This is a genomic window from Psychrobacter sp. H29 (assembly GCF_059073055.1).
In genome coordinates this window covers 1796643-1818892 of the sequence record NZ_JCACRY010000001.1, presented here as the reverse complement: position 1 = coordinate 1818892, position 22250 = coordinate 1796643, and the positions used below count along the sequence as shown (strand labels likewise).

21 protein-coding genes and 1 tRNA gene are annotated in these 22250 nt (G+C 43.8%); 5 read left to right on the top strand and 17 right to left on the bottom strand.

Going from position 1 to position 22250, the window contains the following annotated elements:
• Nucleotides 1–142 precede the first annotated feature (142 nt).
• The 17 genes from AC5JP1_RS07310 to gatC form a co-directional block, all read right to left on the bottom strand.
• Nucleotides 143–1108, bottom strand: coding sequence for a DUF1853 family protein (locus tag AC5JP1_RS07310; protein WP_493843652.1), 966 nt, complete (start codon nucleotides 1106–1108; stop codon nucleotides 143–145).
• 389 nt (nucleotides 1109–1497) lie between these two features.
• A complete protein-coding gene (locus tag AC5JP1_RS07305; RefSeq protein ID WP_443526841.1) occupies nucleotides 1498–2421 on the bottom strand; it encodes a hypothetical protein in 924 nt (307 codons plus the stop codon).
• A gap of 140 nt (nucleotides 2422–2561) precedes the next feature.
• A complete protein-coding gene (locus AC5JP1_RS07300) occupies nucleotides 2562–2777 on the bottom strand; it encodes a hypothetical protein (RefSeq protein WP_493843651.1) in 216 nt (71 codons plus the stop codon).
• 1629 nt (nucleotides 2778–4406) lie between these two features.
• Nucleotides 4407–6944 carry a DUF927 domain-containing protein gene (locus AC5JP1_RS07295; protein WP_493843650.1) on the bottom strand — a complete coding sequence of 846 codons (2538 nt, stop codon included), beginning with the start codon at nucleotides 6942–6944 and terminating at the stop codon, nucleotides 4407–4409.
• A 106-nt stretch (nucleotides 6945–7050) separates the two neighbouring features.
• Complete coding sequence (locus tag AC5JP1_RS07290) at nucleotides 7051–7635, bottom strand: hypothetical protein (protein WP_493843649.1); 585 nt, start codon at nucleotides 7633–7635, stop codon at nucleotides 7051–7053.
• Nucleotides 7628–8158 carry a hypothetical protein gene (locus AC5JP1_RS07285; RefSeq protein ID WP_493843648.1) on the bottom strand — a complete coding sequence of 177 codons (531 nt, stop codon included), beginning with the start codon at nucleotides 8156–8158 and terminating at the stop codon, nucleotides 7628–7630. The genes AC5JP1_RS07290 and AC5JP1_RS07285 overlap by 8 nt, the downstream gene beginning before the upstream one ends.
• Nucleotides 8151–8723 carry a hypothetical protein gene (locus AC5JP1_RS07280; RefSeq protein WP_493843647.1) on the bottom strand — a complete coding sequence of 191 codons (573 nt, stop codon included), beginning with the start codon at nucleotides 8721–8723 and terminating at the stop codon, nucleotides 8151–8153. The genes AC5JP1_RS07285 and AC5JP1_RS07280 overlap by 8 nt, the downstream gene beginning before the upstream one ends.
• Nucleotides 8710–8985 carry a hypothetical protein gene (locus AC5JP1_RS07275; protein WP_493843646.1) on the bottom strand — a complete coding sequence of 92 codons (276 nt, stop codon included), beginning with the start codon at nucleotides 8983–8985 and terminating at the stop codon, nucleotides 8710–8712. Before AC5JP1_RS07275 ends, AC5JP1_RS07280 begins: the two co-directional genes overlap by 14 nt.
• Nucleotides 8978–9253, bottom strand: coding sequence for a hypothetical protein (locus tag AC5JP1_RS07270; RefSeq protein ID WP_493843645.1), 276 nt, complete (start codon nucleotides 9251–9253; stop codon nucleotides 8978–8980). Before AC5JP1_RS07270 ends, AC5JP1_RS07275 begins: the two co-directional genes overlap by 8 nt.
• Nucleotides 9250–9504, bottom strand: coding sequence for a helix-turn-helix domain-containing protein (locus AC5JP1_RS07265; protein WP_493843644.1), 255 nt, complete (start codon nucleotides 9502–9504; stop codon nucleotides 9250–9252). The genes AC5JP1_RS07270 and AC5JP1_RS07265 overlap by 4 nt, the downstream gene beginning before the upstream one ends.
• Before the next feature lie 3 nt (nucleotides 9505–9507).
• Nucleotides 9508–9798, bottom strand: coding sequence for a helix-turn-helix transcriptional regulator (locus tag AC5JP1_RS07260; protein ID WP_493843643.1), 291 nt, complete (start codon nucleotides 9796–9798; stop codon nucleotides 9508–9510).
• Between the two features lie 153 nt (nucleotides 9799–9951).
• The gene (locus AC5JP1_RS07255) at nucleotides 9952–10977 is read right to left on the bottom strand and encodes a hypothetical protein (protein ID WP_493843642.1); all 1026 of its coding nucleotides are present in this window, start codon (nucleotides 10975–10977) and stop codon (nucleotides 9952–9954) included.
• 118 nt (nucleotides 10978–11095) lie between these two features.
• Entirely contained in the window at nucleotides 11096–12337 is a 1242-nt protein-coding gene (locus AC5JP1_RS07250; protein WP_493843641.1) for a tyrosine-type recombinase/integrase, read from the bottom strand.
• 163 nt (nucleotides 12338–12500) lie between these two features.
• Nucleotides 12501–12577 (bottom strand) — tRNA-Pro (locus AC5JP1_RS07245).
• Between the two features lie 114 nt (nucleotides 12578–12691).
• Nucleotides 12692–14218, bottom strand: coding sequence for an Asp-tRNA(Asn)/Glu-tRNA(Gln) amidotransferase subunit GatB (gene gatB / locus AC5JP1_RS07240; protein WP_493843640.1), 1527 nt, complete (start codon nucleotides 14216–14218; stop codon nucleotides 12692–12694).
• Complete coding sequence (gene gatA / locus AC5JP1_RS07235; RefSeq protein WP_319052260.1) at nucleotides 14218–15714, bottom strand: Asp-tRNA(Asn)/Glu-tRNA(Gln) amidotransferase subunit GatA; 1497 nt, start codon at nucleotides 15712–15714, stop codon at nucleotides 14218–14220. Before gatA ends, gatB begins: the two co-directional genes overlap by 1 nt.
• A gap of 94 nt (nucleotides 15715–15808) precedes the next feature.
• Nucleotides 15809–16123 (bottom strand): Asp-tRNA(Asn)/Glu-tRNA(Gln) amidotransferase subunit GatC, encoded by a 315-nt coding sequence (gatC, locus tag AC5JP1_RS07230; protein WP_493843639.1) that lies wholly within the window; start codon nucleotides 16121–16123, stop codon nucleotides 15809–15811.
• Between the two features lie 615 nt (nucleotides 16124–16738).
• Between gatC and AC5JP1_RS07225 the strand changes: the two genes are divergently transcribed.
• The 5 genes from AC5JP1_RS07225 to AC5JP1_RS07205 all read left to right on the top strand — a co-directional run bounded on the left by AC5JP1_RS07225 (nucleotide 16739) and on the right by AC5JP1_RS07205 (nucleotide 22030).
• Nucleotides 16739–17776: a rod shape-determining protein gene (locus tag AC5JP1_RS07225; RefSeq protein WP_319052277.1), complete on the top strand. Its 1038-nt coding sequence runs from the start codon at nucleotides 16739–16741 to the stop codon at nucleotides 17774–17776.
• Between the two features lie 217 nt (nucleotides 17777–17993).
• The gene (mreC, locus tag AC5JP1_RS07220; RefSeq protein ID WP_493843638.1) at nucleotides 17994–18851 is read left to right on the top strand and encodes a rod shape-determining protein MreC; all 858 of its coding nucleotides are present in this window, start codon (nucleotides 17994–17996) and stop codon (nucleotides 18849–18851) included.
• 150 nt (nucleotides 18852–19001) lie between these two features.
• Nucleotides 19002–19487, top strand: coding sequence for a rod shape-determining protein MreD (gene mreD / locus AC5JP1_RS07215; protein WP_493843637.1), 486 nt, complete (start codon nucleotides 19002–19004; stop codon nucleotides 19485–19487).
• Nucleotides 19488–19604: 117 nt separating this feature from the next.
• Nucleotides 19605–20258 (top strand): Maf family protein, encoded by a 654-nt coding sequence (locus AC5JP1_RS07210; protein WP_493843636.1) that lies wholly within the window; start codon nucleotides 19605–19607, stop codon nucleotides 20256–20258.
• A gap of 167 nt (nucleotides 20259–20425) precedes the next feature.
• On the top strand, nucleotides 20426–22030 hold the full coding sequence (locus AC5JP1_RS07205) for an Rne/Rng family ribonuclease (RefSeq protein WP_493843635.1): 1605 nt from the start codon (nucleotides 20426–20428) through the stop codon (nucleotides 22028–22030).
• The last annotated feature ends 220 nt before the right edge of the window (nucleotides 22031–22250 follow it).

Genomic DNA, 22250 nt, shown 5'->3' with positions numbered 1-22250 from the left:
GCCGTCCAAATAATGTTCCTTATTACAGTGCTGTTTGAGCTATTAGCCTCTAATCTATCTAATCTATCTAATCTACCTAAGCTAACTAAGCTAACTAAGCTAACTAAGCTAACTAAGTTGGTTTATCAATTTATTCTGGGTTTTATTCTAATTCTGTGTCTGAGTTCAGCCGTCTTGGGTAAATGACGATGGGTCTATCACCCTCAAAGTACAAGCCTGTCCTAGGTAACTCGCTATCTGACCAACCTAGCTGCTGCTTACGGTCATTGTAAAAGCTGCGCTGAGTAAACCACTCAATATAATGTGCAGCTCGCAATGCAGTGGTGTCAATCGTAGCAAGACCTGCCTTGTCCCTCTTGTCACACCATTCATGTATCGGAAAGCTAGGTGTAAGCCACAAAGGCCACTCATAATCGCCAAGGTCAGTCGTGTTAATCGGCAAAAAAAATCGGCCTTTAATGACCCCATAGCGCTTATCGATTTTTACCTTTCCTTGATCTTCAGTATCTACCCACACCGCTCGGAACTGCTTAGTCTGCATGTGCGTCATCTTGCGTTGTAGATTATCGTTGGAGTTGATCCCCACCCAGTTCTCAGGTTCAAACGGCGCAGACCCCATAAAGAATTTAATCGCCAGTTCCCAATGTTCGACCAGCTGTTCTGCATGATTGTACAAAATCAAATCAAGCTCACCGACCGTCTGCTTACCATTATACAGCTGCACATTATTCGCTAGTGTCTCATATGGATGCAGGTTACGCGCATAGCCATCCTCTAACCAAAATGATAGTAACCCTTCAAAATGAAAACCTAATCGATTCGGGCTCGGACGCTTGAGTAAATAGCGAGTCAACTCTTGATAGGCAGTGGTAGTATCTAGCTCAGTTAAGCGTTGCTCATACGCTTCAAACTGCGTTTGCCAAAAACTGGCGCTATGTACTGAAACAGCATGTGTGTTCTCATGCGGTGCAAAGTCCAGCCACTGCGTCAAAACATTGGGGCACGCCAGCACATAAGCTAAATCGCGCACGTAAGGTCGGTGGTATGCCTCCCAAGGGGCGTTATCTATGAGGCGGGTAGATGTGGGCTGATTGACAGGCTTGGACATAAGATAAACCAGTGTAAGGGGTAGCATTTACCCTAACGGCTCGCTCTATAAAAGTCTATAGATGACAAGTATCGGTTAGGGTAGTGCTCAGTTTGTTGGCGTTAAAATATGATATTAATGTGGTAAATATGAATGCTGATATCAGGCGGTGATAGCAAGTAAGGTAGAAGGATGCTAACTATTGCTTTAAGTATTGGTAGTAGCCGTTTTGATATATTGTTAGGCGCGTTGTGCGGTGGTTGGTTTTGCTGGGTCATGCTCATAGCTCCATGTTGTGTATTGAGCCGTAAAGTATTTTACGGCTTTCGACATGGTTGTATGGTATGTGGTGGGGTTGTTCGATAGTTCTAGTTAGCAGTTTAAGACTTCTAACTAGAAGCTAATTAGAATTAAATACTATTTTCATGAGCAAGTTTTAACCAGTAAGCAATAACGTCTTTACTCACGCTATTACCTTGTTTTTCAATAGCTCTTTGTATTCTCCCATTACTATCAGTTGCATAAGGTTGTGTTAAGTCTATGCTTAACAGCTCACTAGTAAGTGCTCCTATAATTTTACTAGCATTATTGGCTGTTCTAGGGTGCATTGGCTCATTTTCACTTGATAAAGACTTACCTTCTAAATTTCTTATTTTTTCTAGTAAATCTTTGACTTCATTTTCCTTTTTCTTCAACTTTTCAATAGCACTATCATATATATCAGGGTCAATATTTTGGCTTCTAGAAGCTTTTTTTTGTTCTGCTACTAATCTCTCCTTAAATTCCTTTCTTTCTCTAATATAGCGAAGTGTAGTACTAGGAGAGCTATTTAATGCTTCGTAGCATTCTTCAAAAGCATTGACATCTAACCCTATTTTGAATATACAATCTAATGATAGGATATCTTCAATTTTCCAATATTTGTCATTGAAGATGTTTTCTACGTGATCATCTAAAACTTGTTCTAAAAAAAATTCTGTTGGATATTGATCTTCATTGCCACAGTCATTATATTTTTGCTTATGAAATCCATATTCACTAATTAGCTCGTCTAAGTTTGGGATCTCATGTAAAGAGAAACTCCCATCTTTGTTATAAGGTATTTTAGGATTTGCCACTTTCGAAAAGAAGGAGTCGTAAATATAGTAGTCTAGCTTCAAAAACTCATCATCGCTTATGAGGTAGTTAGCAACCATTTTTTCGCTATCATCTCCATATAAAGCAATAATAATTATGAACTCATAAAATAGAACGTAGCTTTTATGCTCATTATCATCGAAGACTTCTTTTTCACTTTCTTCCATTTTACGCATCACTTCGTAAATAATACCCATAGCACACACCTCTAAAAACCACTAAATCAAAGTATATATAAGACAAGCCAGCCTAAAGCTATATGGGTGACTGGCTTTAGATTGTTCATCATGCCTGGCGAGATTTTTATTATTTGCTCAATCAAAACATCATACAATTACTAACCAAATTTAGCACAAAAAAAAGCCAACCATTGAAAACAATGATTGGCTTTTTGCTTTACTGCTATGTTTGGTCGGAACGGCAGGAAGTAAAGTAAAGGCTGTATTCCTTGTAATATATAGGCTTTATTGTTTTTTATATTAACGATACCAACAATAATACCAACAATCGTTTTTAATAATGCCCTTTTTTGGCTGTTTGCTGCTTCACTCACTATTATTTTGTAATTATTTTCACTGCTTGCCGTTTCAACATTTCTCAACACGGTAGGGCGGTGTAATTGTTCATAGCTTTGTCAGTAGTGACCGCTGCCTAAGTAATTTTTATGCGTCCGCGTAATTAAAAGTTTAGGGGTTGCTTTTTGTTTGCATGGGGTTGTTTTGCTAATCACTGCACGCGCTCAATAACAGCACTCAAATGCGTGCGTATTTCATGCGTTTGCTAATTATCACCAGTGGGGGTTATTCCTGTTCTTGCTTCCTCAAAAACCTTTGCTTCCATCGCTATCCGTTTGCTGTATTGACTTAGCACTAAATAGAAATAGTAAGAGATACGCTATTTTGCTTCCTATTCTCCTTGCTTCCTCGCTTTTGCTTCCATTCCCCCAGTTTTGGGGGCATCTGCTCAGTAGGTTTTTACGCATTATAAAAAAGGCGTTCACTTGTCCTGAAACTACCTTTAATTCCTTTTAACTTTTTAACATGGCTTTAACCTGATAATTATCGCTGTAAGTCATGCGCTTACGATACTTGTCGCAAAACTACCTTTAACCTCTTTTTGAAACGGTTTTTATTTTGTGCGTGTGGATAGGGGCGGTGTCCTATGGTTTGCCTGTTTAATCTCGATTTATAGCCCCCCTCGATACCTGTGCAGAAAGTCCTTTTTTATGGACTCAAAGAATTCCCCCAGTCTTTTTATAGTAGTCCGAAAAACCGCTCTTTTTATGGACTCGAAGTATTATTTTAATTGCCCTCTAAGATGTCCGAAAACTATCCAGCATTGGCATAAGCTGCACCCGTGCGCGTACTGTTCCCAAAAGTCCCTAGCGTGTCCAACAATCTACCTCGTACTTGTTAAGAAACTACCCCTTTTATGGACTCAAAAAATTTCCTTGTACGTGCGCGTACTGTTCGCAAAAGTCACTCTTTTTATGGAGTCCAAAAACTCCTTTTATATCGCGCAAAAACCCCGTCATTGGTGCTTGCTTCGCGCGCGCGCGTACTGTTCCATAAACTCATTTTTAACCCTGCTTACGATGTCCGAAAATCGCCCCTTTTATGGACTCCGAAAACTAGGTAAAGGCAAAGCTCAAGCTAATACTGCGCGGTATGTGATTTGGTTTTCAATGTGAGGTTTTGTGAGGTTTTGAATAACAAGTTTTGACAGGTTCTAGCCTGTAGTTTCCTGTAGTAGTGAGTGCTACCAACGTTAACAAATGTTAACAGGCAAGGCGGTGCAAATTGATTTTGAATGTAAGGTTTTGACAGGTTCACTACTTCGTTTTTTCATTTTTAATGTTGAGTTTTGTCAAGTTCTACGATGTCCAAAAACCTAGGGGAAACCTTAGTTTTTTTACACTATAAAAAGGGCTTGGCAGTGATCGCCTAACGTGTCCGAAAACTTAGATAAACCTTAACATAGCTTAACATGCTGCCAGTCATCAAACTGATCTCACAATAAGTATTAGGCATAAAAAAAGGCAGACGATAAACGCCCACCTTTGATTATTTTTGTCTGCATCTGCTTTTTTGCTTGGGACACTTGGGACAACGGGACAGCGCCCGTACTTACTGGCTTTCAGCTGTCCCAGCCCTTTTTTAGCCTTTGGGACACTTGGGACAGATTAACAAATTGAGCCATTTTGTCCCAGCTGTCCCAGTGGTGTTTTAATGCTTGGGACAGGTTCTAGCCCTTGCGGTGTATGGGTTGTCCCAGTTGTCCCAGCTGTCCCAGTGCTTTTTGTAGTTTCACAACTTAATATCTCACCTTTGACCGCATAAACACGTTGGCGGTTCTTTTTGAATGGTAAAGGCACTTTGCACGTTTTACGGTCATTCTCAGTCACATTCAACAATCCAGCGTCATCTAACACTTGTAAGACTTTGCTTTTGTTAAATGGTGAACAGACTTCATCAAAGGTACTGGTAGAGAAATAGTATTCCCCTGTGTCGTAATTGTGATAGCCAGCGCGGTTATTGGTTTTAGGTTCAAAGTCTTGGTACGTGTGAATGTGGCAAGGCTGGAAACGACTTGATCCGTGCTGTTCAATAAACGCCTTGATATGCTCTATGATTTGGCGCTGCTCATGCTCACCATCACGCCCGTAGTTATCAAGCCAATTATCTAAGCAAGTCATAACAGCTGTGGTTGCCTGTCCTGCTTGCCAGCCTGTTATACCTGCACTTGTTGCCAGTTCTCCAGCTGCGCTCACGATAGCGAACCGTTTAGCCACTCTATGCGCCTGTGCTGTCAGGTCGCTGTACTTACTCATAAAACTACTTACAAACTGCCCAGCGGTGGCGGTGGTCTCTGCTTTGTCACTGGTGATATGTTCTAGCCATGCAATGCCAGCTGATCCATAGTAAGCGTGTGACAGCTCTTTGATCTTATCGGCTTGTGCTTCGCTTGTTTTTGCCAGTACCAAACTATCAAAGGTTTTTAACCCTTTGCCGGCATTAGCGTCTATATGTGCGACTCGAACCTCAATACCTGCATTGGTTTTTTGTCCTGCTTGCGCCATAAAGTTTTGTAGCGACTCCTCACCATTAGACAAAAAGATAATGCGCCATGTTTTGGCTATGCGATTGTGTCCCGTGGTGGTGCTACGTCCTTTACCTTGACCATTAGCCAGCATGTAAACGGTTTTACCTACTATTTTGGGGTCACATTCGCTGATCTCATCAAGTGGTAAAAAACTGTCGTTGTGCTCGCTTGCTGTGCCCTCTAGGGCATTGTCAGTGCTGCGCCATGTCTTAACGTACCTGTCAGGGTTGCCCCATACACTAGCAGCCAATTTAAGCGATAGGGACTTACCCATGCTTGATGAACCTAAGAGGTGAAAACCGCCCCCGTCATACTCTAATAATTCCAGTAGTTGCCCTGCGAACGCGCAAGCAATAGAGAAAACAAAACGGCTTTGTTCTGCTAGTGGTTTGCATAAGTTATCACGCCACTGATCTAATGTGCCTTGCTGGGCTAGGGTGCTGTTAATGCTATTTGCAGACTGATAGACAATAAGCTGCTTGCCATCGCTGCCTATCGCCCTGTCAGGTAATATATATTGCTTATCGTGCCAGCCCAGCTTATCCACGCATAACGCCCGTTTATGAATAGGGTAGTTTTGAATATAGGTGTCTAAGTAGCTGCGCTGTTTGGGGTTGGTGGTAATGTTCAATCCTTGACTAGCCAGCTCTTTGCGGTATTCCTTTGCATCGCCTTGTAGTAGTGATAACGGCATTGACCATGTATGCAATACGCTGTCATCATCACGCCATTGCAATAACCGCCCCCATGTACCGCTGCTTGTGTCCCGTGTCTTAGCGATAACCTCAATCGGTGAACAAACAAACGCCTTAAACTTGAAAGTAATGTTTGCTGGGTCATCATCGTTATACTTCACGAAAAACAGCCCATCGTGGTATAGCTCAAAACGCCCATCACTGTAGGTCATCGGTTCATTCAGCTGGGGATCATCGCGCCATTCAGGATAATAGGCAGTATCTTGTAAATTAATTAGCTGGGTGTCATCAGCTGCTAGTATCGCTTCATAGCTGTCATGTTGTAGCATAGTGACAATATGAGCCACAGTAACCAATGCTTGCGCCCTCACACCTGCCAATAGGTTTATCAAGCCCTTGTCATCAAGTGTCATCGGTACGGTAACAAGTGATCCGCTGCTCCAGTGCTGCACCATCTTTTTAAGGCATTGCTTGGTTCTATGAGGGCTAACAATAATTGTCTTATCACTACTCATTAGATAGCTGTAAACCTCGATACCATCATCTAGGTTATCAAGTGCTATCACCTCATGGGCTTTGTTTGGCTCACCAATGACGATAGCGCCATACCCTGTAGGATCAATGACAATAGGCTTTGCTTTGCTGTTTGGTGTGTAGAATACCGCGCCTACTGTATCGCCTTGTTTGTCGGTCAAACGTAAGGCTATCGTGCCAGCGGTTGCTACTATTTGCGCGTCATCTGTAGTAAGATCATCTGTAATATTTATTAGACTGTTAGGCGGTAACAGCTGCAATAGTTTAATCAATAGATAATCATCTGCTAGCCCTTGCCGTGTGGCTGCATCAAAACTATTCAGCAATTCCGTAAAGCCTGTGCTAAATGCATGGGCTTTTTCATGGGTGTCTGTTGGTGTGGTGGTCATCTGTTCCCCCTTGCGTGTGACTGTTTAGGCTGGCGCGTGGCTCTGTACTTCTTGTAGTAGCTTTTGCGCTTGGCGTGCTTACGGCTCTGTTTTGGAGGGTAGGTTTTCATTGGCTGCCCTCCTTGCCGTAACTTGTCATTGCTAGGGTTTCTTTGATTGAACCTAACTGGCTTTGTAGTAGTTCGTGCCACGTTTCAGTGGTGTCATGCGTTAAGCGTGCCATTGATATAGCGGTGTGAGTCTCTATTTTTTCATAGTGAATGAGTGCTAATAGCTTGCCAATGTCACTTATAACAACGGCTGCGCTTTCAAGATCACAAGCAATATCTGATAACTCAAATGCAGACATTAAGATCACTTCGTTGTCGTCTGCTTCGGTTATGTCTATTACTGTGCGTTGGCTGGTTTGGCTGCCCCTGTATAGCGTGGCTATCGCTTGGCGGTTGGCTGGCGTGTCGTGAAATAGTGAGGGTAAGACGTAGCAGTCATCATGATAAGCCCTACCATCAGCGCGATATAGGCACTCAACATTGCCAATATTGATGGTTAGGCAGTCTTTTGACTTTTGAACTAGCTTATATATACCATTGCCCACAGACGGACACAGAACGCTATCACCTGCCTTGAATATGGCTGGTGTGCTGTTGGTAGTGGTTTGAGTGTTTGAGGTCGTGCGGATTGAATTAGGCATGATAGCCTCCTGTTAATTTTTGAGTATGTGCCACGCTATACGGTAAAAGTATAGGGTGACGGGTCTTACTCTCGGTCTTAACAGTGACCGCCCCGCATATTCGCCTTTCGGCTATTTTATTTTGCAGCGTCAACCCGTCATAGTCGGTTAGCAAGTGATTTGCTATAGATATGATGGTTTGCCCCCTTGATACGCTTAAATAAGCATGTGGGGCTATGCTTGAGTAGATAGGGACAGCTTGAGAGGCTGCGCTATTATCAGGCATAAAAAAAGCCAAAGGTTTACGACTTGGCAAGTCGCTGTTAAGTTTTGAGAGGTCTATATAGTAACCATTGTTGGTATTGGTTGCAATCAGTTTAGCATTGACTGGCTGGCACGCGATTAGTGACAGTAGCAAGCCAATACCTACTACCCATGACACAAAGATAGTAAATCTAAGTAGTAAGCTACGTTTGTGGGGCTGGTTGTCGCTGTGCTGCCCGTGGTCGGCTTTTAGGTTATTTCTGTCGTGATTATTAAGCATGACTTACTACCTCCTTGCTGCAATCTGTTTGACGGTTCAATGCAGCTTCACAAACTAATTCTAAGCGTCTGCTCATAGTGATCGTTTGAATAAGGAAGTCTATAAAACCAATATGACTTACTATTTCATCATCAGCAAAAAAGCCAGATAGCATTTGTTCTGCCATAAGTGGTAATGGTTCTGCTAGTGCTTTGAGATTGTTATCGTAATTACTAAATGCAAAAGTCACTTGTTCTAGCTCATTCCATAAATGGGCTATAAAGTTGCTTATCTTTTCGCGGTTTAATTCTTGGGTTTTGCCTGTTTTTATAAGTTCATCATTGATAATAGATAAGTAATAACGCGCTTTAGCCAAAAACTGTAGCGACTTAGGTAAATCATTTATATTTAACAGGTTGAGTCCAGTAATACTAAAACCTTGAGCATCGTTAATGAATTGAGCGTCAATATTAGACTGTGTTTTATTTGAATTAAGCATAGTAACTACCTTTCTATTATTAGTTTTCTTGTTGTCGATATTCTGCCCGTGGTCGGCTTTTAGATTGGTTTTGTTATCGTTGCTCATCCCGCACGTCCTCCATGTTGAAAGCAATTTCTGCTATTTTTACCGATAGGTTTTTTAGCGACTCTACTTGTCGGCTGCCTGTAGGTAGCAAGCTGCCTAACATTGCAGTTTCTAGTTCGGCTATTTGGGTCATAGTATTAATAAGGGTTACATTGGCATGTAGGGTGATAATCAGCTGATCTATAAAGTCATCAGTTATCATCAAAAACCCTTCACCTTTTAACCTGTCTATAACTTCATTCACTAGGTCGTTATCACTCATGGTCTGTTACCTCCAGCTCAGGCAGTAAGATAAGCCCGTCCATCTGCTCGCTTAGAATGGTTGCCAGTTCACTGTTAGCGAGTAAGGCAGACCGTACAGCGACTATTACGCCACGGCTTGCATCATCATCGGTGCTGATTGCATTAAGCGCCATTGCTAGGCTCTCAGCATCGTTTGATAGGTCTTGTATGCGGTCATTAATGACAGACAAGTAATAACTATCTACTGCCACTAGGCGCGGTTCTAATATGTCGTTTGATTGGTTCATGATTGCACCCCACTAGCGTCATCATCTTTATTGATTGGCTGGTCTATCCAGTAGCGTTTAAAGCGTTTGCCGTTATTCTTTACCCATTCATCTTGAATGGTTACGCCTTGATCTCTTAGCTCACTGACACGCTGTAAAAAGCACGTAATGTTATAGAGGTCGTACGCTTCATAGGTGGATAGAGTCTTACCTGCTAACAGATGATTAAGAATGATTTGCTTGTACTTCTGCTTTGTTTGCCGTGTGTTCATGATCTACACCTCGCTAGTGGTTGAGGTGTGAGAATTAAGCCATTCGTGAACGTCTGCATAGCTCCATGCGGTCATCGTTGGTGATAACTTTCTGCCAGCTGGAAAACGTCCGTCTTTTGACCATTCAAACAAGGTGGTTTTGCTAAAGGGTAGATAGGGTAAGATATCCTTCGCACGCCCCATGCCAGTAGTAGGCAGTTGCATAGCTGGACTGTTTGCGGTGGTTGGTTCGGTATCGTGAGGGGTGTTATCAGTAAAAGGAATTATTGGGGTATTTTGGGTTGGGTGTGTCATTGTGTGTAGCTCCACTAAATGACGCTACGGTATGTAACGTCCAGTGGTTACTACTTTAGGGGGTAGGAATATTTGCAGCACCCTAGCTGGGGTGAAGTCACACCCTAAATGGGGTATGAGTTTATTTTGGGGTGGTGTCTAGTCATGATTATATTATTTCTTTTTTGCATCACTCAAAATAGAATTAGCATCACTAAAGCGAGTTTCTAAAGTGCTTTTACCTTGCCCGTATATTCCTTTATCTGTAATTTCACTAATAATGACGGCTTGGCTTGAAAACGGTTGTTTATGGTCAATTCCTTTAGGTGTGACCATCAATTCTAATAATAAGCCTATGGTAGTCTGGTAGCTTTTTTCGGTACGTTCACTCAATTGCTGATAGTCATCAGTTGGCTTGTTTGCCAGTGCTGCATTAGCTTGTGCTAGTTGGCTCTCAAGGTCTGATATTCTTTTTTCTGCTACCTGTTGAGTTAAAGCTGTCTTTTTCTTTGTGCTTTCAAAGTTGCGTTTGCAGTAGTCGTAATCTGACTCAAGATTTTTATAATCTACTGATAACTTATCTAACTCATTTTTGCATTTGTCTAGCTGCTCTCGACTACTTTTATATAGCTTCTCTCGGATTTCGTAAAGAGCTTCAGGTGATCCTTTCTTGTTGAATAGTTCTTGATATTGAGCTTTTAGCTTCTCGTTATCAGCTCTCAAGATGTCGTATTCTTTAGGCAAGCCTTGATAAAATGCTAACTCGTCACCCTCGCTTGTGTAGTCTGCATCTGTTATGTCGGGTGACTCAGTATTAAATATTATTTGTTCAGGTAGCTGCATACCTAAATTAACCAACTGTTCCACAAATCTTTTTTTACCAAAACCTAGCTTATAAATTGGATTGCCTTTTTCAACCTTATTGCGGTCAAGGCACATTTTTAACTCATGAATAATAGACTCAAAAGTAATATAGGGTTCGCAAGTTGATTGCTCGTAACTACTGCATACATACACGGCTTTAACTGTAGTGGGGGTAATGAGTAGTAAGTAAGTCTGCTTTCTTAAAAATGTACTTGTTATAAGATCAAAGGCTTGCTGCAATGTACCTTTGCCATGTTCTGATACAAAAGAAACGCTATCAAAAACTGATATGAACTGTTTATCTTTACGTTGTTCTTGCTGTTCAAAAAAACTCATTTTCACACCTTTACACACCCTTAAATCAAAGTAGGTGCAAGGCAGTGCCAGCCTAAAGGTGTGTGAACGGCTGGCTTTCGGGTAATTAGTCCTAGCCTTGCATAGTTGGTGCTAAGCCTTAGCCTAGCTTTTGTTTTTGTCCTTTAAAGTCTGCACGGATCAAGTTGTCCAGCTTGCCAGCGTAAGCATTATCAATGAAGTTTGCCCACTCATTCATCATCTTGGTTCTGTATGGTAGGTGCTGCGCTCCGTTGTATGCCTTGCTGATCTTATTTTCTTTTTCATGTGCTAGCTGTAGCTCTATCGCTTCGTGCATGTATTCCTGTTCATGTAGGGTAGTGCTGGCAAGTCCACGGAAACCGTGCCCTGTCATACGTCCTTTATAACCCATTCGCCATAGGGCAGTGATAAAAGCGTTTGTACTGTATGGCTTACGGGTTGAGGGGTTAAAGAAAACGTACTGATCCGAAAAACCTAGCGCCCTGATCTGTTCTAATAATGCCATTGTTTGCGGTGCAAGTGGTACTAGGTGTGGTCTATCCATTTTCATTTTGTCGGCTGGTATGCGCCATACCTTAGCTTTGTAGTCTATCTCTGACCATTCCATGAAGCGTAATTCTTGAGTACGCACAAACGTATAGCATAGAAACCATAAGCCCAGTTTCACCAGTAGATCACCATCATAAGCATTAATGTCTTGAAGTAGTTTAGGTAATTGCTGGCTGGTCACACGGCTGTGGTGCTTCACCTTATGCGGTTTTAGTGCTTCGGTTAGGTCGGTGGCTGGGTTGAGGTTGGTTAAGCCTTCACGTATGGCTTGTTTGAATATCTGCCCCGTTTGACGCATTGCACGCCTTGCCATATCACTAGCGCCCCTCGCTTCGATAGTTTTACCGATAGCCAAAACATCAGGCGCGGTTATGTCCTCTATATTCATGTGACCAATGATGGGTTTAATATCGCGCTGGTACTGTGAATAGTCACGGCTATAGGTGGTAGGGGCTATGTGCGCTTTGCGGTCATCATGCCAACGCTGGGCTATAGTATCGAACGCCCTTGATCCGTCATTGTCAGCTTGTGTCTTTTTCTTGTCGTCTTTAGGGTTGATACCATCAGCTAATAATCTTTTGATCTCAATATTGCGCTTGCGTGCATCTTGAAGGCTCATTACTGGATAAGTGCCAATAGTGAGGGTTTGCTGCTTACCTTGCCAGCGATAGGCGCTGATCCACGTTTTAGTGCCCGTGTGACGCACCCATAATTGCAGCCCGTTACCGTCACTGTGTTTATCAGGTCGTTTTGTATCAATCGAGGTGGGTCTAGGTGATAGCTTGTTGATACTGGTATGGGTTAGGGGCATGGGTCTATCCTTTGTTGGTATTGTCCATGTTGGTATTGCTCGATACCAACAATAATACCAACATTCTATATGGAACGCCATACACCTACAAAGTGGTGAAAACCCAAAAAACGCCCAAAATAAAGGGCAGACGGTCTATGACGGTCTGCCCTAAATCTATGTTTGGTCGGAACGGCAGGATTTGAACCTGCGACCACTACACCCCCAGTGTAGTGCGCTACCAGACTGCGCTACGCCCCGAATGACTGACTATTTTACGCAAAATTATGTATATTGCAAGGGCTATTTATACTAGCCAAAATCTATCACATTATTCTGCATATCACAGTTAGCATAACTAGTGAGTAACTCGTCTTAACCCAATAGCTCTTTTAGGATTTGGTTCACTTGCTGCGGGTTGGCACTACCGCGACTGGCTTTCATGACCTGACCGACTAGACCGTTAAAGGCTTTTTCTTTACCGCCGCGATATTCTTCTACCATGGCTTCATTTTTTGCGATGACGTCTTCGACCATGGCTTTGATAGCACCAGTGTCAGTTTCTTGCTTGAGGCCTTTGTCTTTGATGATCTTATCTGCTGCGTCATCATCATTGCCACCTTCGCGCTCATATAGAGCACTAAAGACTTTCTTAGCCAACTTGCCAGATAGCGTGTCATCTTTGATACGCTTCAGCATACCAGCCAACTGTTTGGCGCTGATAGGAGAGTCGACGATGTCTTTGTCATCTTTGTTCAGTGCGCCAAGCAAATCGCCCATGACCCAGTTGCCAGCCATTTTGGCATCTGACTGACCGATTTCAGCCACCACATCTTCGAAGTAATCGGCAAGTTGACGACTACCCGTCAAGATACGTGCGTCATACTCTGACAGACCAAGCGCTTCTTCGAAACGTGCACGACGAGCAACTGGTAGCTCTGGCATCGCTGCTTTGATGGCATCAACCGTGTGCTGCTCGATACGGACAGGTAGCAGGTCAGGATCAGGGAAGTAGCGATAGTCGTTAGCGTCTTCTTTGGTACGCATGGTACGCGTTTCGTCTCGCTCTGGATCATACAGCATCGTCGCTTGTACGACTTTACCACCATCTTCGATGATGTCGATTTGACGCTCGATTTCACGGTTGATGGCACGCTCGATAAAGCGGAATGAGTTTAGGTTCTTCAGCTCAGTACGTGTACCAAGATCCGCGCCTGGCTTGCGCACAGAGACGTTACAGTCACAGCGGAATGAGCCTTCAGCCATTACAGCGTCTGAGATACCTAGCCACGTGACTAGCTGATGGATGGCTTTGATGTAGGCAAGTGCTTCGTGAGCTGAGCGCATGTCTGGCTCAGAGACGATTTCGATCAGTGGTGTACCAGCACGGTTCAAATCCACACCGGTCATACCGTCGACAGCGTCATGCACTGATTTACCTGCATCTTCTTCTAGATGCGCGCGGGTGATACCCATACGTTTAGGGTATTCGTTCTTATCTCCTTCATTCACCACGACATCGATATAGCCAACGCCGACGATAGGATTGGCCATCTGAGTGATTTGATAGCCTTTAGGTAGGTCAGGGTAAAAGTAGTTCTTACGGTCAAACGTATTAAACAGACCCAGCTCAGCATTGACGCCGATACCGAATTTGAGCGCGCGATCGACCACGCCAGCATTTAATACGGGCAATACGCCAGGTAGACCTAAGTCAACGATACTGGCTTGGCTGTTTGGCTCATGACCGAAGTCAGTCGGCGCACTTGAGAATATTTTACTTTCTGTATTTAGCTGGCAGTGAATCTCGATACCGATGACCACTTCATAACCATCAATAAATAGCTCTTTACGCACGGCGTGTTCACGGACGGCATTGTTATCAGTAGTAGCTGTGTTCATTATACCGTCTCCTTTGCGATGGCTGAGTGTTGTAAGTGATGGTCTGTATGCTGCTGGAATAGATGCGCAGTCGTAAGCAGTTGACTCTCTTGCCAGTGCTTACCGATTAATTGCAAGCCAATAGGTAGACCTTCTTTAGTCAAACCAACTGGCTGACTGAGCGCAGGCAGACCTGCCAAGTTGACCGCGATGGTGTAAACGTCGCCTAAGTACATGGTTGCAGGGTCGAGATCTTCACTCAGCTTATAAGCTGCTGTCGGTGCCGTTGGACTAGCAATCACATCACAGCTAGCAAATGCCTCATCGAAGTCTTTGACGATTAAGCGGCGAATCTTCTGTGCTTTAGTGTAGTAAGCATCGAAGTAGCCGGCCGATAGCGCATAAGTCCCGGTCAAGATACGGCGCTGTACTTCAGGGCCAAAGCCTTCAGAGCGTGAGCGTGTATATAGGTCAATCAGATCCGTTGGGTTTTCACAGCGATAGCCAAAGCGTACGCCATCGAAGCGTGATAGGTTCGATGACGCTTCAGCAGGCGCTAACATATAGTAAGTGGCAAGCGTGATCTCAGGATCAGTGATGTTCACTTCTACAATCGTCGCACCCAGCTCTTCGTATTTCTTTAGAGCGGCACGGGCAGCTTGCTCAACTTCGCTATCCAGCCCTGCGCCAAAGTATTCTTTGGCAACACCGATACGAAGACCTTCAAATGGCTTATCACCAGCAGCAGCCTGAGCATCATTGATATCTTGTACGTAGTCAGGCATCTCATGTTTGATAGAGGTGGCATCACGCGGATCATGACCAATCATTGGCTGTAGCAGGTAGGCACAGTCTTTTGCGCTACGTCCCATGCTACCGGCTTGGTCTAGACTTGAGGCATAGGCAATCATACCAAAGCGTGACACACGGCCATAAGTAGGCTTGATACCAGTTAGTCCGCAGAATGAAGCAGGCTGACGAATAGAGCCACCTGTATCACTACCGGTAGCAACTGGCACAAAACCAGCGGCAACCGCGGCAGCACTACCACCTGATGAACCACCAGGGACGCGCTCTAGGTTCCAAGGATTCTGTACCGTACCGTAGTATGAGCTACTGTTGTCTGAGCCCATTGCAAACTCATCCATGTTGAGCTTGCCCAAGCTAATCATGCCAGCGTTGTCGATGTTAGAGACGATGGTCGCGTTATATGGTGAGACAAAGTTATGCAGCATCTTTGAGCCACAAGTCGTCAGTACGCCTTGGGTACAAAAGATGTCTTTGTGCGCCATAGGCACGCCAAGTAGCGGACGCTTATCGCCTTGTGCACGCATCTCGTCTGCCGCTTTTGCTTGTGCACGTGCAGTCTCAGAAGTATGCGTGATAAAGCTATTGATCTTGCTGTCTAGCGCGTCGATGCGCTTGATATAGTGCTCGGTTAATTCCGCGCTACTAAATTGTTTGTCTTGCAAGCCCATAATGAGCTGATCGGTACTTAATAGATGAAGTTCAGACATAAGGTGTCGTCCGTCAAAATGTTAATAGCATAAGATAAGATGAGATAATGGCAAATACGTGATTAGGCGCGCTAATCACTGTCATGTGATATGACTATTCGATCACCTGTGGTACCAGATAAAAGCCGTCTTCAACGGCAGGCGCTACCGATTGATTGCGCTCGCGTTCGATATCGTGCTTGGCCACATCGACACGTAGCTCTTGGCAAGCTTCGTGGATATTGGCTAATGGCTTGATGTCTGTGGTATCTACGTTAGATAACGTGTTCATAAGTTTTAATACTTTACTGATATCGTCGGCATAGCTATCGGCCGTGCTTTCATCGACACCCAAGCGTGCAAGGTTGGCCACTTCTAGAATTTCTTCACGGCTGACAGTGTTGTCAGACGTTGCTGATTGCTGAGACATAGTTTCTCCAGTTAAGGACAGTTTTTGTTAGAGTAGGGGCAGGGCGAATATATAAGTGCTCAAATGTAATTGGCTATAAAGTTGGCTTATTATAAAGCATCTGACTCAAGTTTACAGAGTATGAGGCTTGATTGATGCACAATATCAACCAAGATGGACTAATGATCTAGGGGTATATAAACGCAGCGACACAAACATTTGCAAAACTACGCGTATAATTGGCGATTGATTCTCAATTGCTCCCCAATTAGGTTCTAAAATACGTTACAGTATGCATCTGCTGTTAAGTAAAACAATCATCTGCCTGTAGAGCCTTGTTAGTTATCAGAATAAATGATGTTTCATTGAGTGGAATGATAGTCGCTACTATTTCAAACTTTGTAACAACTTTTGGCGTCTAAGACAAAAATCCTTGCTTACTGATGCAAATATCTATGTTTTTTTCGAGCTAAATCGGTATAATTTAGCTCAGTTTTTCATTTCATCATTATTGCTTAGGTTTGACGGGTTGCGATGACTTAATTTCGCTGCCGTTACTGTCTAACGATGACCTGCTCAACACTGACGAGTAACCCCTCAGTCAATCTCATTCGCCTCATTCGTAAGACGCTGGATATATTAGTCATGAACCTGTTTGGATTTTTATCAAATAATATCGCTATCGACCTCGGTACTGCGAACACCCTAATTTTTATTCCTAATAAAGGCGTCGTGCTTGACGAGCCCACGGTGGTCGCGTTACGAAGCAATCGTACTCAAAACCCGACCGTCGCTGCTGTTGGTATTGATGCCAAGCAGATGTTAGGCCGTACACCTGCGAACATCACAGCGATTCGCCCGTTGAAGGACGGCGTGATTGCTGATTTTGAAGTGACGCAAAAAATGCTAAAGCACTTCATTGCTAAAGTAAAAGCCAAGCGTTTTATGGCGCAGCCTAACGTGGTGGTCTGTGTACCCTGTAAGTCTACATTGGTTGAACGTAAGGCGATTCGCGAAGCGGTATCATCAGCGGGCGCAAGCAAGGTGTTACTACTAGAAGAGCCTATGGCTGCGGCTATCGGTGCTGGCATGCCTGTCCACGAAGCCAGTGGTTCTATGGTCGTTGATATTGGTGGTGGTACGACTGAGATTGCCGTTATCGCGCTGTCTGGTTGTGTCTATGCTGAGTCTATTCGCATCGGTGGCGATATGTTTGACGAAGCAATCATCACACACGTACGTCGTACGCACGGTTGTGTGATCGGTGAGACGACCGCTGAGCGCATCAAAAAAGAAGTCGGCTCTGCATTGAATGAAGACAGCAAGCTAGAGGTGGAAGTGCGTGGTCGTAGTATGGCAGAAGGCGTACCAAAGACCTTTATCGTCAATTCAGAAGAAGTGCAAAAAGCATTGACTGACCCATTGAGCGGTATTATCAGCGCTGTAAAAGTAGCCCTTGAGCAGACACCGCCAGAGTTATCATCAGACATCGCTGAGCGTGGTATTGTATTGACGGGTGGCGGCGCATTGTTACGCGATCTTGATAAGCTTATCTCACAAGAGACAGGCTTGCCAGTGACTGTAGCAGAAGATCCATTAACCTGTGTTAGCCGCGGTGGTGGTATTGCGCTTGATTTCATCAATAACAAAAGCTTGAACATGATCTTTGTTTAAGTAGCGTTTACTCATGAGTGTGAGGTTGTCGTTATAGCGTCTATCATGCTTTATGACAGCTAAATATTCTGTGAGATCGCAGTTTACAATATTAAAGGTAGCCAGTTGTGCTGCCTTTAATTGCATTGAACCATGCTAGAACCCAATATTATCGATAAACACTCACGCTCTAACCCCGTGCTATTGCTCATTTTAGAATTCTTAAATTAGACGACTTATGACCCCAAGTATTTTTGCGCGCCAGGCATTATCACTTCGTAAGACTGCTATCGTATTGATAGTGGCCTCAGTACTGATGTGGTTTGATAGCAAAAATTCGGAATGGTTCAATCCAGTGCGTAATACCAGTCATGCCGCTATGCAGCCTATTTATGAGCTGTCTTTATTGCCCAGTTATGCCAAGCATTGGGCGAGTGGTAGCCTACAATCAAAAGAAGCACTGCGCCGCGAAAACATGCAATTAAAATCGCAACTTATTCATGCACACGCAAAGCTGCAGCAGCAAGATTATATCTTGGCACAAAATGCGCGCTTGCAAGGTATTTTGTCGACGACCAAACCCGAGCAGTTTGATCTTAACTTGGCTCAAGTGATCGGTACCGATACCAACCTGCTCAGACAGATTGTTGTGCTCAATAAGGGCGAGCAAGATGGCGTGCAAGTTGGACAGACAGTCATTGATGAAGATGGTATTTTGGGGCAGATTATTAATGTCTATCCTAATACCAGCCGCTTACTACTGATTACTGATGAGCAGCAGTCAGTTGCAGTCACTGTCAAGCGTACTGGTCAGCGAGCTATCGTGACAGGTCAGGGTATCCCATCTGCGTTAAGCCTTAACTATGTCTTTAAGACCTCAGATGTACGCGTCGGTGATGAGTTGGTATCGTCGGGATTGGGTGGACGTATCCCAGCAGGCTACCGTGTTGGCCGTATTGCTCATATCAAAGACGAGCAAGCCGATAATTTCAGAAGTATCGAAATTACGCCCGCTGCCAACTTTATTGATAATGCCTATGTGTTGATACTCCAAGACAAGATGCCCAATAAAAACAATACTATTATGAGTCAGTAAACATTGATCGCATCATGTTTAGCGTAAAGCTATCGAATAGCTTGCTCGTTAGGTAACTCTGTTATCAAATGGTACTCACAGTATTTGCCCTTTCAGTATTTATCCCACAACATAATAGTAGCCACCACACAATCGCTAAGGTAAGTACTCATGTCGTATCCTGATTCTGAGAATTCAACGGCGCTATTGATTGTGGTCATTGCCCTAAGCTTTATCGTTGCCTCCTCACTCAATGTCTATCCATTAAGTCCTAGTATGGCAACCTTGCGCCCTATGGTTATGATTATGGTACTGATCTATTGGCTGCTATTTCAGCCGCGCTATGTCGGTATCTTTACCGCATTTACCATTGGGCTTATTGCAGACTTACTGATGGATACCCATTTGGGGCAGCAAGCGTTTGCAGCGGTTGTGGTTGCCCTTGTGATCAAGATTGTCAGCATCTATGTCAGGCAGTTAAACACAATTAGTGCGTGGTTGATCGCCAGCTTAGGGTTGTTCGTTTTCCAGTTGAATTTATGGATACTGCAACTGTTTGTCCAAAACGTTTTTGTCGCAAAATCTGCTCTGTCACTCATCATGAGTATTATCAGCTGGCCACTTATACTGTTGGCGCTACGCAAATTCGCACGTTAATGACAGCGCTGTTATTAATGGTTGCTATCAATGGTTGCTTTGTCACAGTCGCTTTTGCATTTGCCAATCTATTCAGCAAACCCATACATTATATTTTGATAAATAAAGAGAAAAGCGATGAATATCATTTTAGCGTCTGGTTCGCCGCGTCGTCGAGAGTTGCTAGCCAGAGCGCAGTTAGATTTTAGAGTCCTAAGCGTAGATATCGATGAGACCAAGCAAGTTGATGAATTGCCAAAAGACTATATCGAACGTATGGTCGCGACCAAAGCTGCTGTTGCTATAGAGCAATTAAACCAAACACTGAATATAGATGAGGATATCTTTGCCGAGTCAGTTATTATTCTGACCTCCGACACCATTGGTGTACTGCCGGATGGTAAGACAGTCCTGGTCAAACCAGTCGATCGCGAGCATGCTTATAGTATGTGGCAGCAGATGTCTGACAATGTTCATGAAGTGTGGACAGCTGTGCAAGCAACTCGAGTACAGTTGCTATCAAAAAAAGAAGGCCATACTCCAGACCGTATCAAAGACTTCCAGGTTGTTGATCAGCAGCAATTCACTGAACGTACAGAGGTGACCTTTATACCGTTAACCACGCAGATGATGAGCGATTACTGGGATAGCGGAGAGCCCGCTGATAAAGCAGGCGGCTATGGCATTCAAGGTTTGGGTGCGGCTTGGGTTGAGCGTATCAACGGCAGCTATACCAATGTTGTCGGTCTGCCATTGGCACAAACGTTGGCATTGATCAAAGATATGTCATAGGGTAGCGAGAACACATAGCACAAGGTGAACGCAATCAACCTACCATATCGGATATGCACATAATGACACGGTAGGGTAATGGGCAAGAGCAAGCTGCATTTGTTACACTGTCAAACGAATAGGCGATGAACGCCTAATAAGAAAGCTAAGAGATAAGAGAAAAAACTATGTCCGAAGAGCTGCTGATTAATATTAGTCCAATGGAGTCCCGTGTTGCGGTTTTAGACAATGGCATCTTGGGTGAGATTTATATTGAGCGACATCACAAACTGGGTTTGGTCGGCAATATCTATTTGGGTACGGTTGTACGTGTACTTCCTGGTATGCAGGCAGCTTTTGTCGATATCGGTCAGTCAAGAACTGCATTTTTGCATGTCAACGACATGCAGCGAGAGCCACGCCCAGTCGCAGAAAATAAAAATAAAACGGCTGCAGAAACCAAAAAAGAAACCGGTGATAGTAGGTCGGCTATAGAAACCTCTGCAGACAACTTAGAGGTAACCCCGCCAGTTGTTAGTGCAAAAAGTACTGAAGTTGTACCTGCGTCGAAGACTTTGATTCAACACCGTTTGCACGAAAGCCAGCGTATCTTGGTGCAGGTGACCAAAGATCAGTTGGGTAGTAAAGGCGCGCGTTTAACGACCAACATCTCTTTACCATCACGTTATTTGGTTTATTTACCGTCAAGCGATCATATTGGTATATCACAGCGTATCGATGGTGACGAAGAACGCACGCGTCTAAAAACTGAGCTGAGTAGCTTGATGCAGACAGTCAACCTAAAAGGCGGTCTCATTGCTCGTACTGCTGCTGAGCGTGTCCCTGTCGATAAGCTAGAAGAAGACATCTATTATCTACTACAGCTATGGCGTACTATCTGTGCGCGTCGTCAAGAGATCAACCACAACCAGAGCTCAGAGCTTATTTATCAAGAGTTGTCTCTACCGCTGCGTTCTATCCGCGATCTAGTGCATGCCGATACCGAAAAAGTCATCATTGATAACACACAGATTTATGAGCAAATAAGATACTTTGCCAAAGAGTTTGTACCATTTGTATATGATAGAATCGTGCATTATACGGCAGAGCTGTCATTGTTTGATGTACACCGTGTTGAGGATGACTTGCGTGATGCCCTAAAACGCCGTGTTGATCTAAAGTCTGGTGGGTATCTAATCATCGACCAAACAGAAGCAATGACCACTATTGATGTCAATACGGGCTCTTTTGTGGGTGGTCGTTCATTAGAGGACACCGTCTATAAGACCAATTTAGAAGCCACACATGCTATTGCGCGTCAGCTGCGTCTACGTAATCTGGGCGGTATTATTATCCTAGATTTTATCGACATGCTGGAGCAACAGCATAAAGATGATGTACTAGAGAGCCTACAGTCACAGCTTACTCAAGACTATGCCAAAACCAAGATTACACAAGTCAGTGAGCTTGGATTGGTGGAGATGACACGTAAACGTACACGTGAGTCATTAGGTCAGCAGCTTTGTGAGCCTTGTTCTACCTGTCAGGGTCGCGGGTTCGTAAAAACCGCAGAAACGGTTTGTTTTGAGATATTCCGTGAGATCATGCGATGTGCTCGCACCTATAACTCTCCCAAAAAGTTCACGGTAGTGGCTCATGCGGCAGTTATTGACTTACTACTCACAACAGAGTCAGACACAGTAGCCGATTTAGAGTATCTACTAGGTAGAGTGATTACTTTTGATGTAGAAAACCTATATACCCAAGAACAGTACGATATTGTTCTGGACTAGCGATATCAATAGCTATTATTAAGCGCAGTTAATAGGTCTAAGTAATAAATAAATTTATATGCGAGAAATTTTTAGAGTTGGCATGTGAAACTCTCAAATATATTGCCCTTGCAATGACCAAAATACTGTGTATAATATACACCACTGAATTATATACGCGCAGCTGAACAGAAAAGCTGGCGCTATTACAGCTGGAGCATCGTTTCTAGCACTATTTCAT

Bases quoted from the DNA above. Each gene is read 5' to 3' on its own strand.
- gatC (WP_493843639.1), bottom strand. From the start codon at position 16,123: ATGTCTCAGCAATCAGCAACGTCTGACAACACTGTCAGCCGTGAAGAA.
- gatA (WP_319052260.1), bottom strand. From the start codon at position 15,714: ATGTCTGAACTTCATCTATTAAGTACCGATCAGCTCATTATGGGCTTG.
- mreC (WP_493843638.1), top strand. From the start codon at position 17,994: ATGACCCCAAGTATTTTTGCGCGCCAGGCATTATCACTTCGTAAGACT.
- mreD (WP_493843637.1), top strand. From the start codon at position 19,002: ATGTCGTATCCTGATTCTGAGAATTCAACGGCGCTATTGATTGTGGTC.
- AC5JP1_RS07255 (WP_493843642.1), bottom strand. From the start codon at position 10,977: ATGAGTTTTTTTGAACAGCAAGAACAACGTAAAGATAAACAGTTCATA.
- AC5JP1_RS07210 (WP_493843636.1), top strand. From the start codon at position 19,605: ATGAATATCATTTTAGCGTCTGGTTCGCCGCGTCGTCGAGAGTTGCTA.
- AC5JP1_RS07305 (WP_443526841.1), bottom strand. From the start codon at position 2,421: ATGGGTATTATTTACGAAGTGATGCGTAAAATGGAAGAAAGTGAAAAA.
- AC5JP1_RS07250 (WP_493843641.1), bottom strand. From the start codon at position 12,337: ATGCCCCTAACCCATACCAGTATCAACAAGCTATCACCTAGACCCACC.
- AC5JP1_RS07205 (WP_493843635.1), top strand. From the start codon at position 20,426: ATGTCCGAAGAGCTGCTGATTAATATTAGTCCAATGGAGTCCCGTGTT.
- AC5JP1_RS07270 (WP_493843645.1), bottom strand. From the start codon at position 9,253: ATGAACCAATCAAACGACATATTAGAACCGCGCCTAGTGGCAGTAGAT.
- AC5JP1_RS07275 (WP_493843646.1), bottom strand. From the start codon at position 8,985: ATGAGTGATAACGACCTAGTGAATGAAGTTATAGACAGGTTAAAAGGT.
- AC5JP1_RS07265 (WP_493843644.1), bottom strand. From the start codon at position 9,504: ATGAACACACGGCAAACAAAGCAGAAGTACAAGCAAATCATTCTTAAT.
- AC5JP1_RS07285 (WP_493843648.1), bottom strand. From the start codon at position 8,158: ATGCTTAATAATCACGACAGAAATAACCTAAAAGCCGACCACGGGCAG.
- AC5JP1_RS07260 (WP_493843643.1), bottom strand. From the start codon at position 9,798: ATGACACACCCAACCCAAAATACCCCAATAATTCCTTTTACTGATAAC.
- gatB (WP_493843640.1), bottom strand. From the start codon at position 14,218: ATGAACACAGCTACTACTGATAACAATGCCGTCCGTGAACACGCCGTG.
- AC5JP1_RS07290 (WP_493843649.1), bottom strand. From the start codon at position 7,635: ATGCCTAATTCAATCCGCACGACCTCAAACACTCAAACCACTACCAAC.
- AC5JP1_RS07280 (WP_493843647.1), bottom strand. From the start codon at position 8,723: ATGAGCAACGATAACAAAACCAATCTAAAAGCCGACCACGGGCAGAAT.
- AC5JP1_RS07295 (WP_493843650.1), bottom strand. From the start codon at position 6,944: ATGACCACCACACCAACAGACACCCATGAAAAAGCCCATGCATTTAGC.
- AC5JP1_RS07310 (WP_493843652.1), bottom strand. From the start codon at position 1,108: ATGTCCAAGCCTGTCAATCAGCCCACATCTACCCGCCTCATAGATAAC.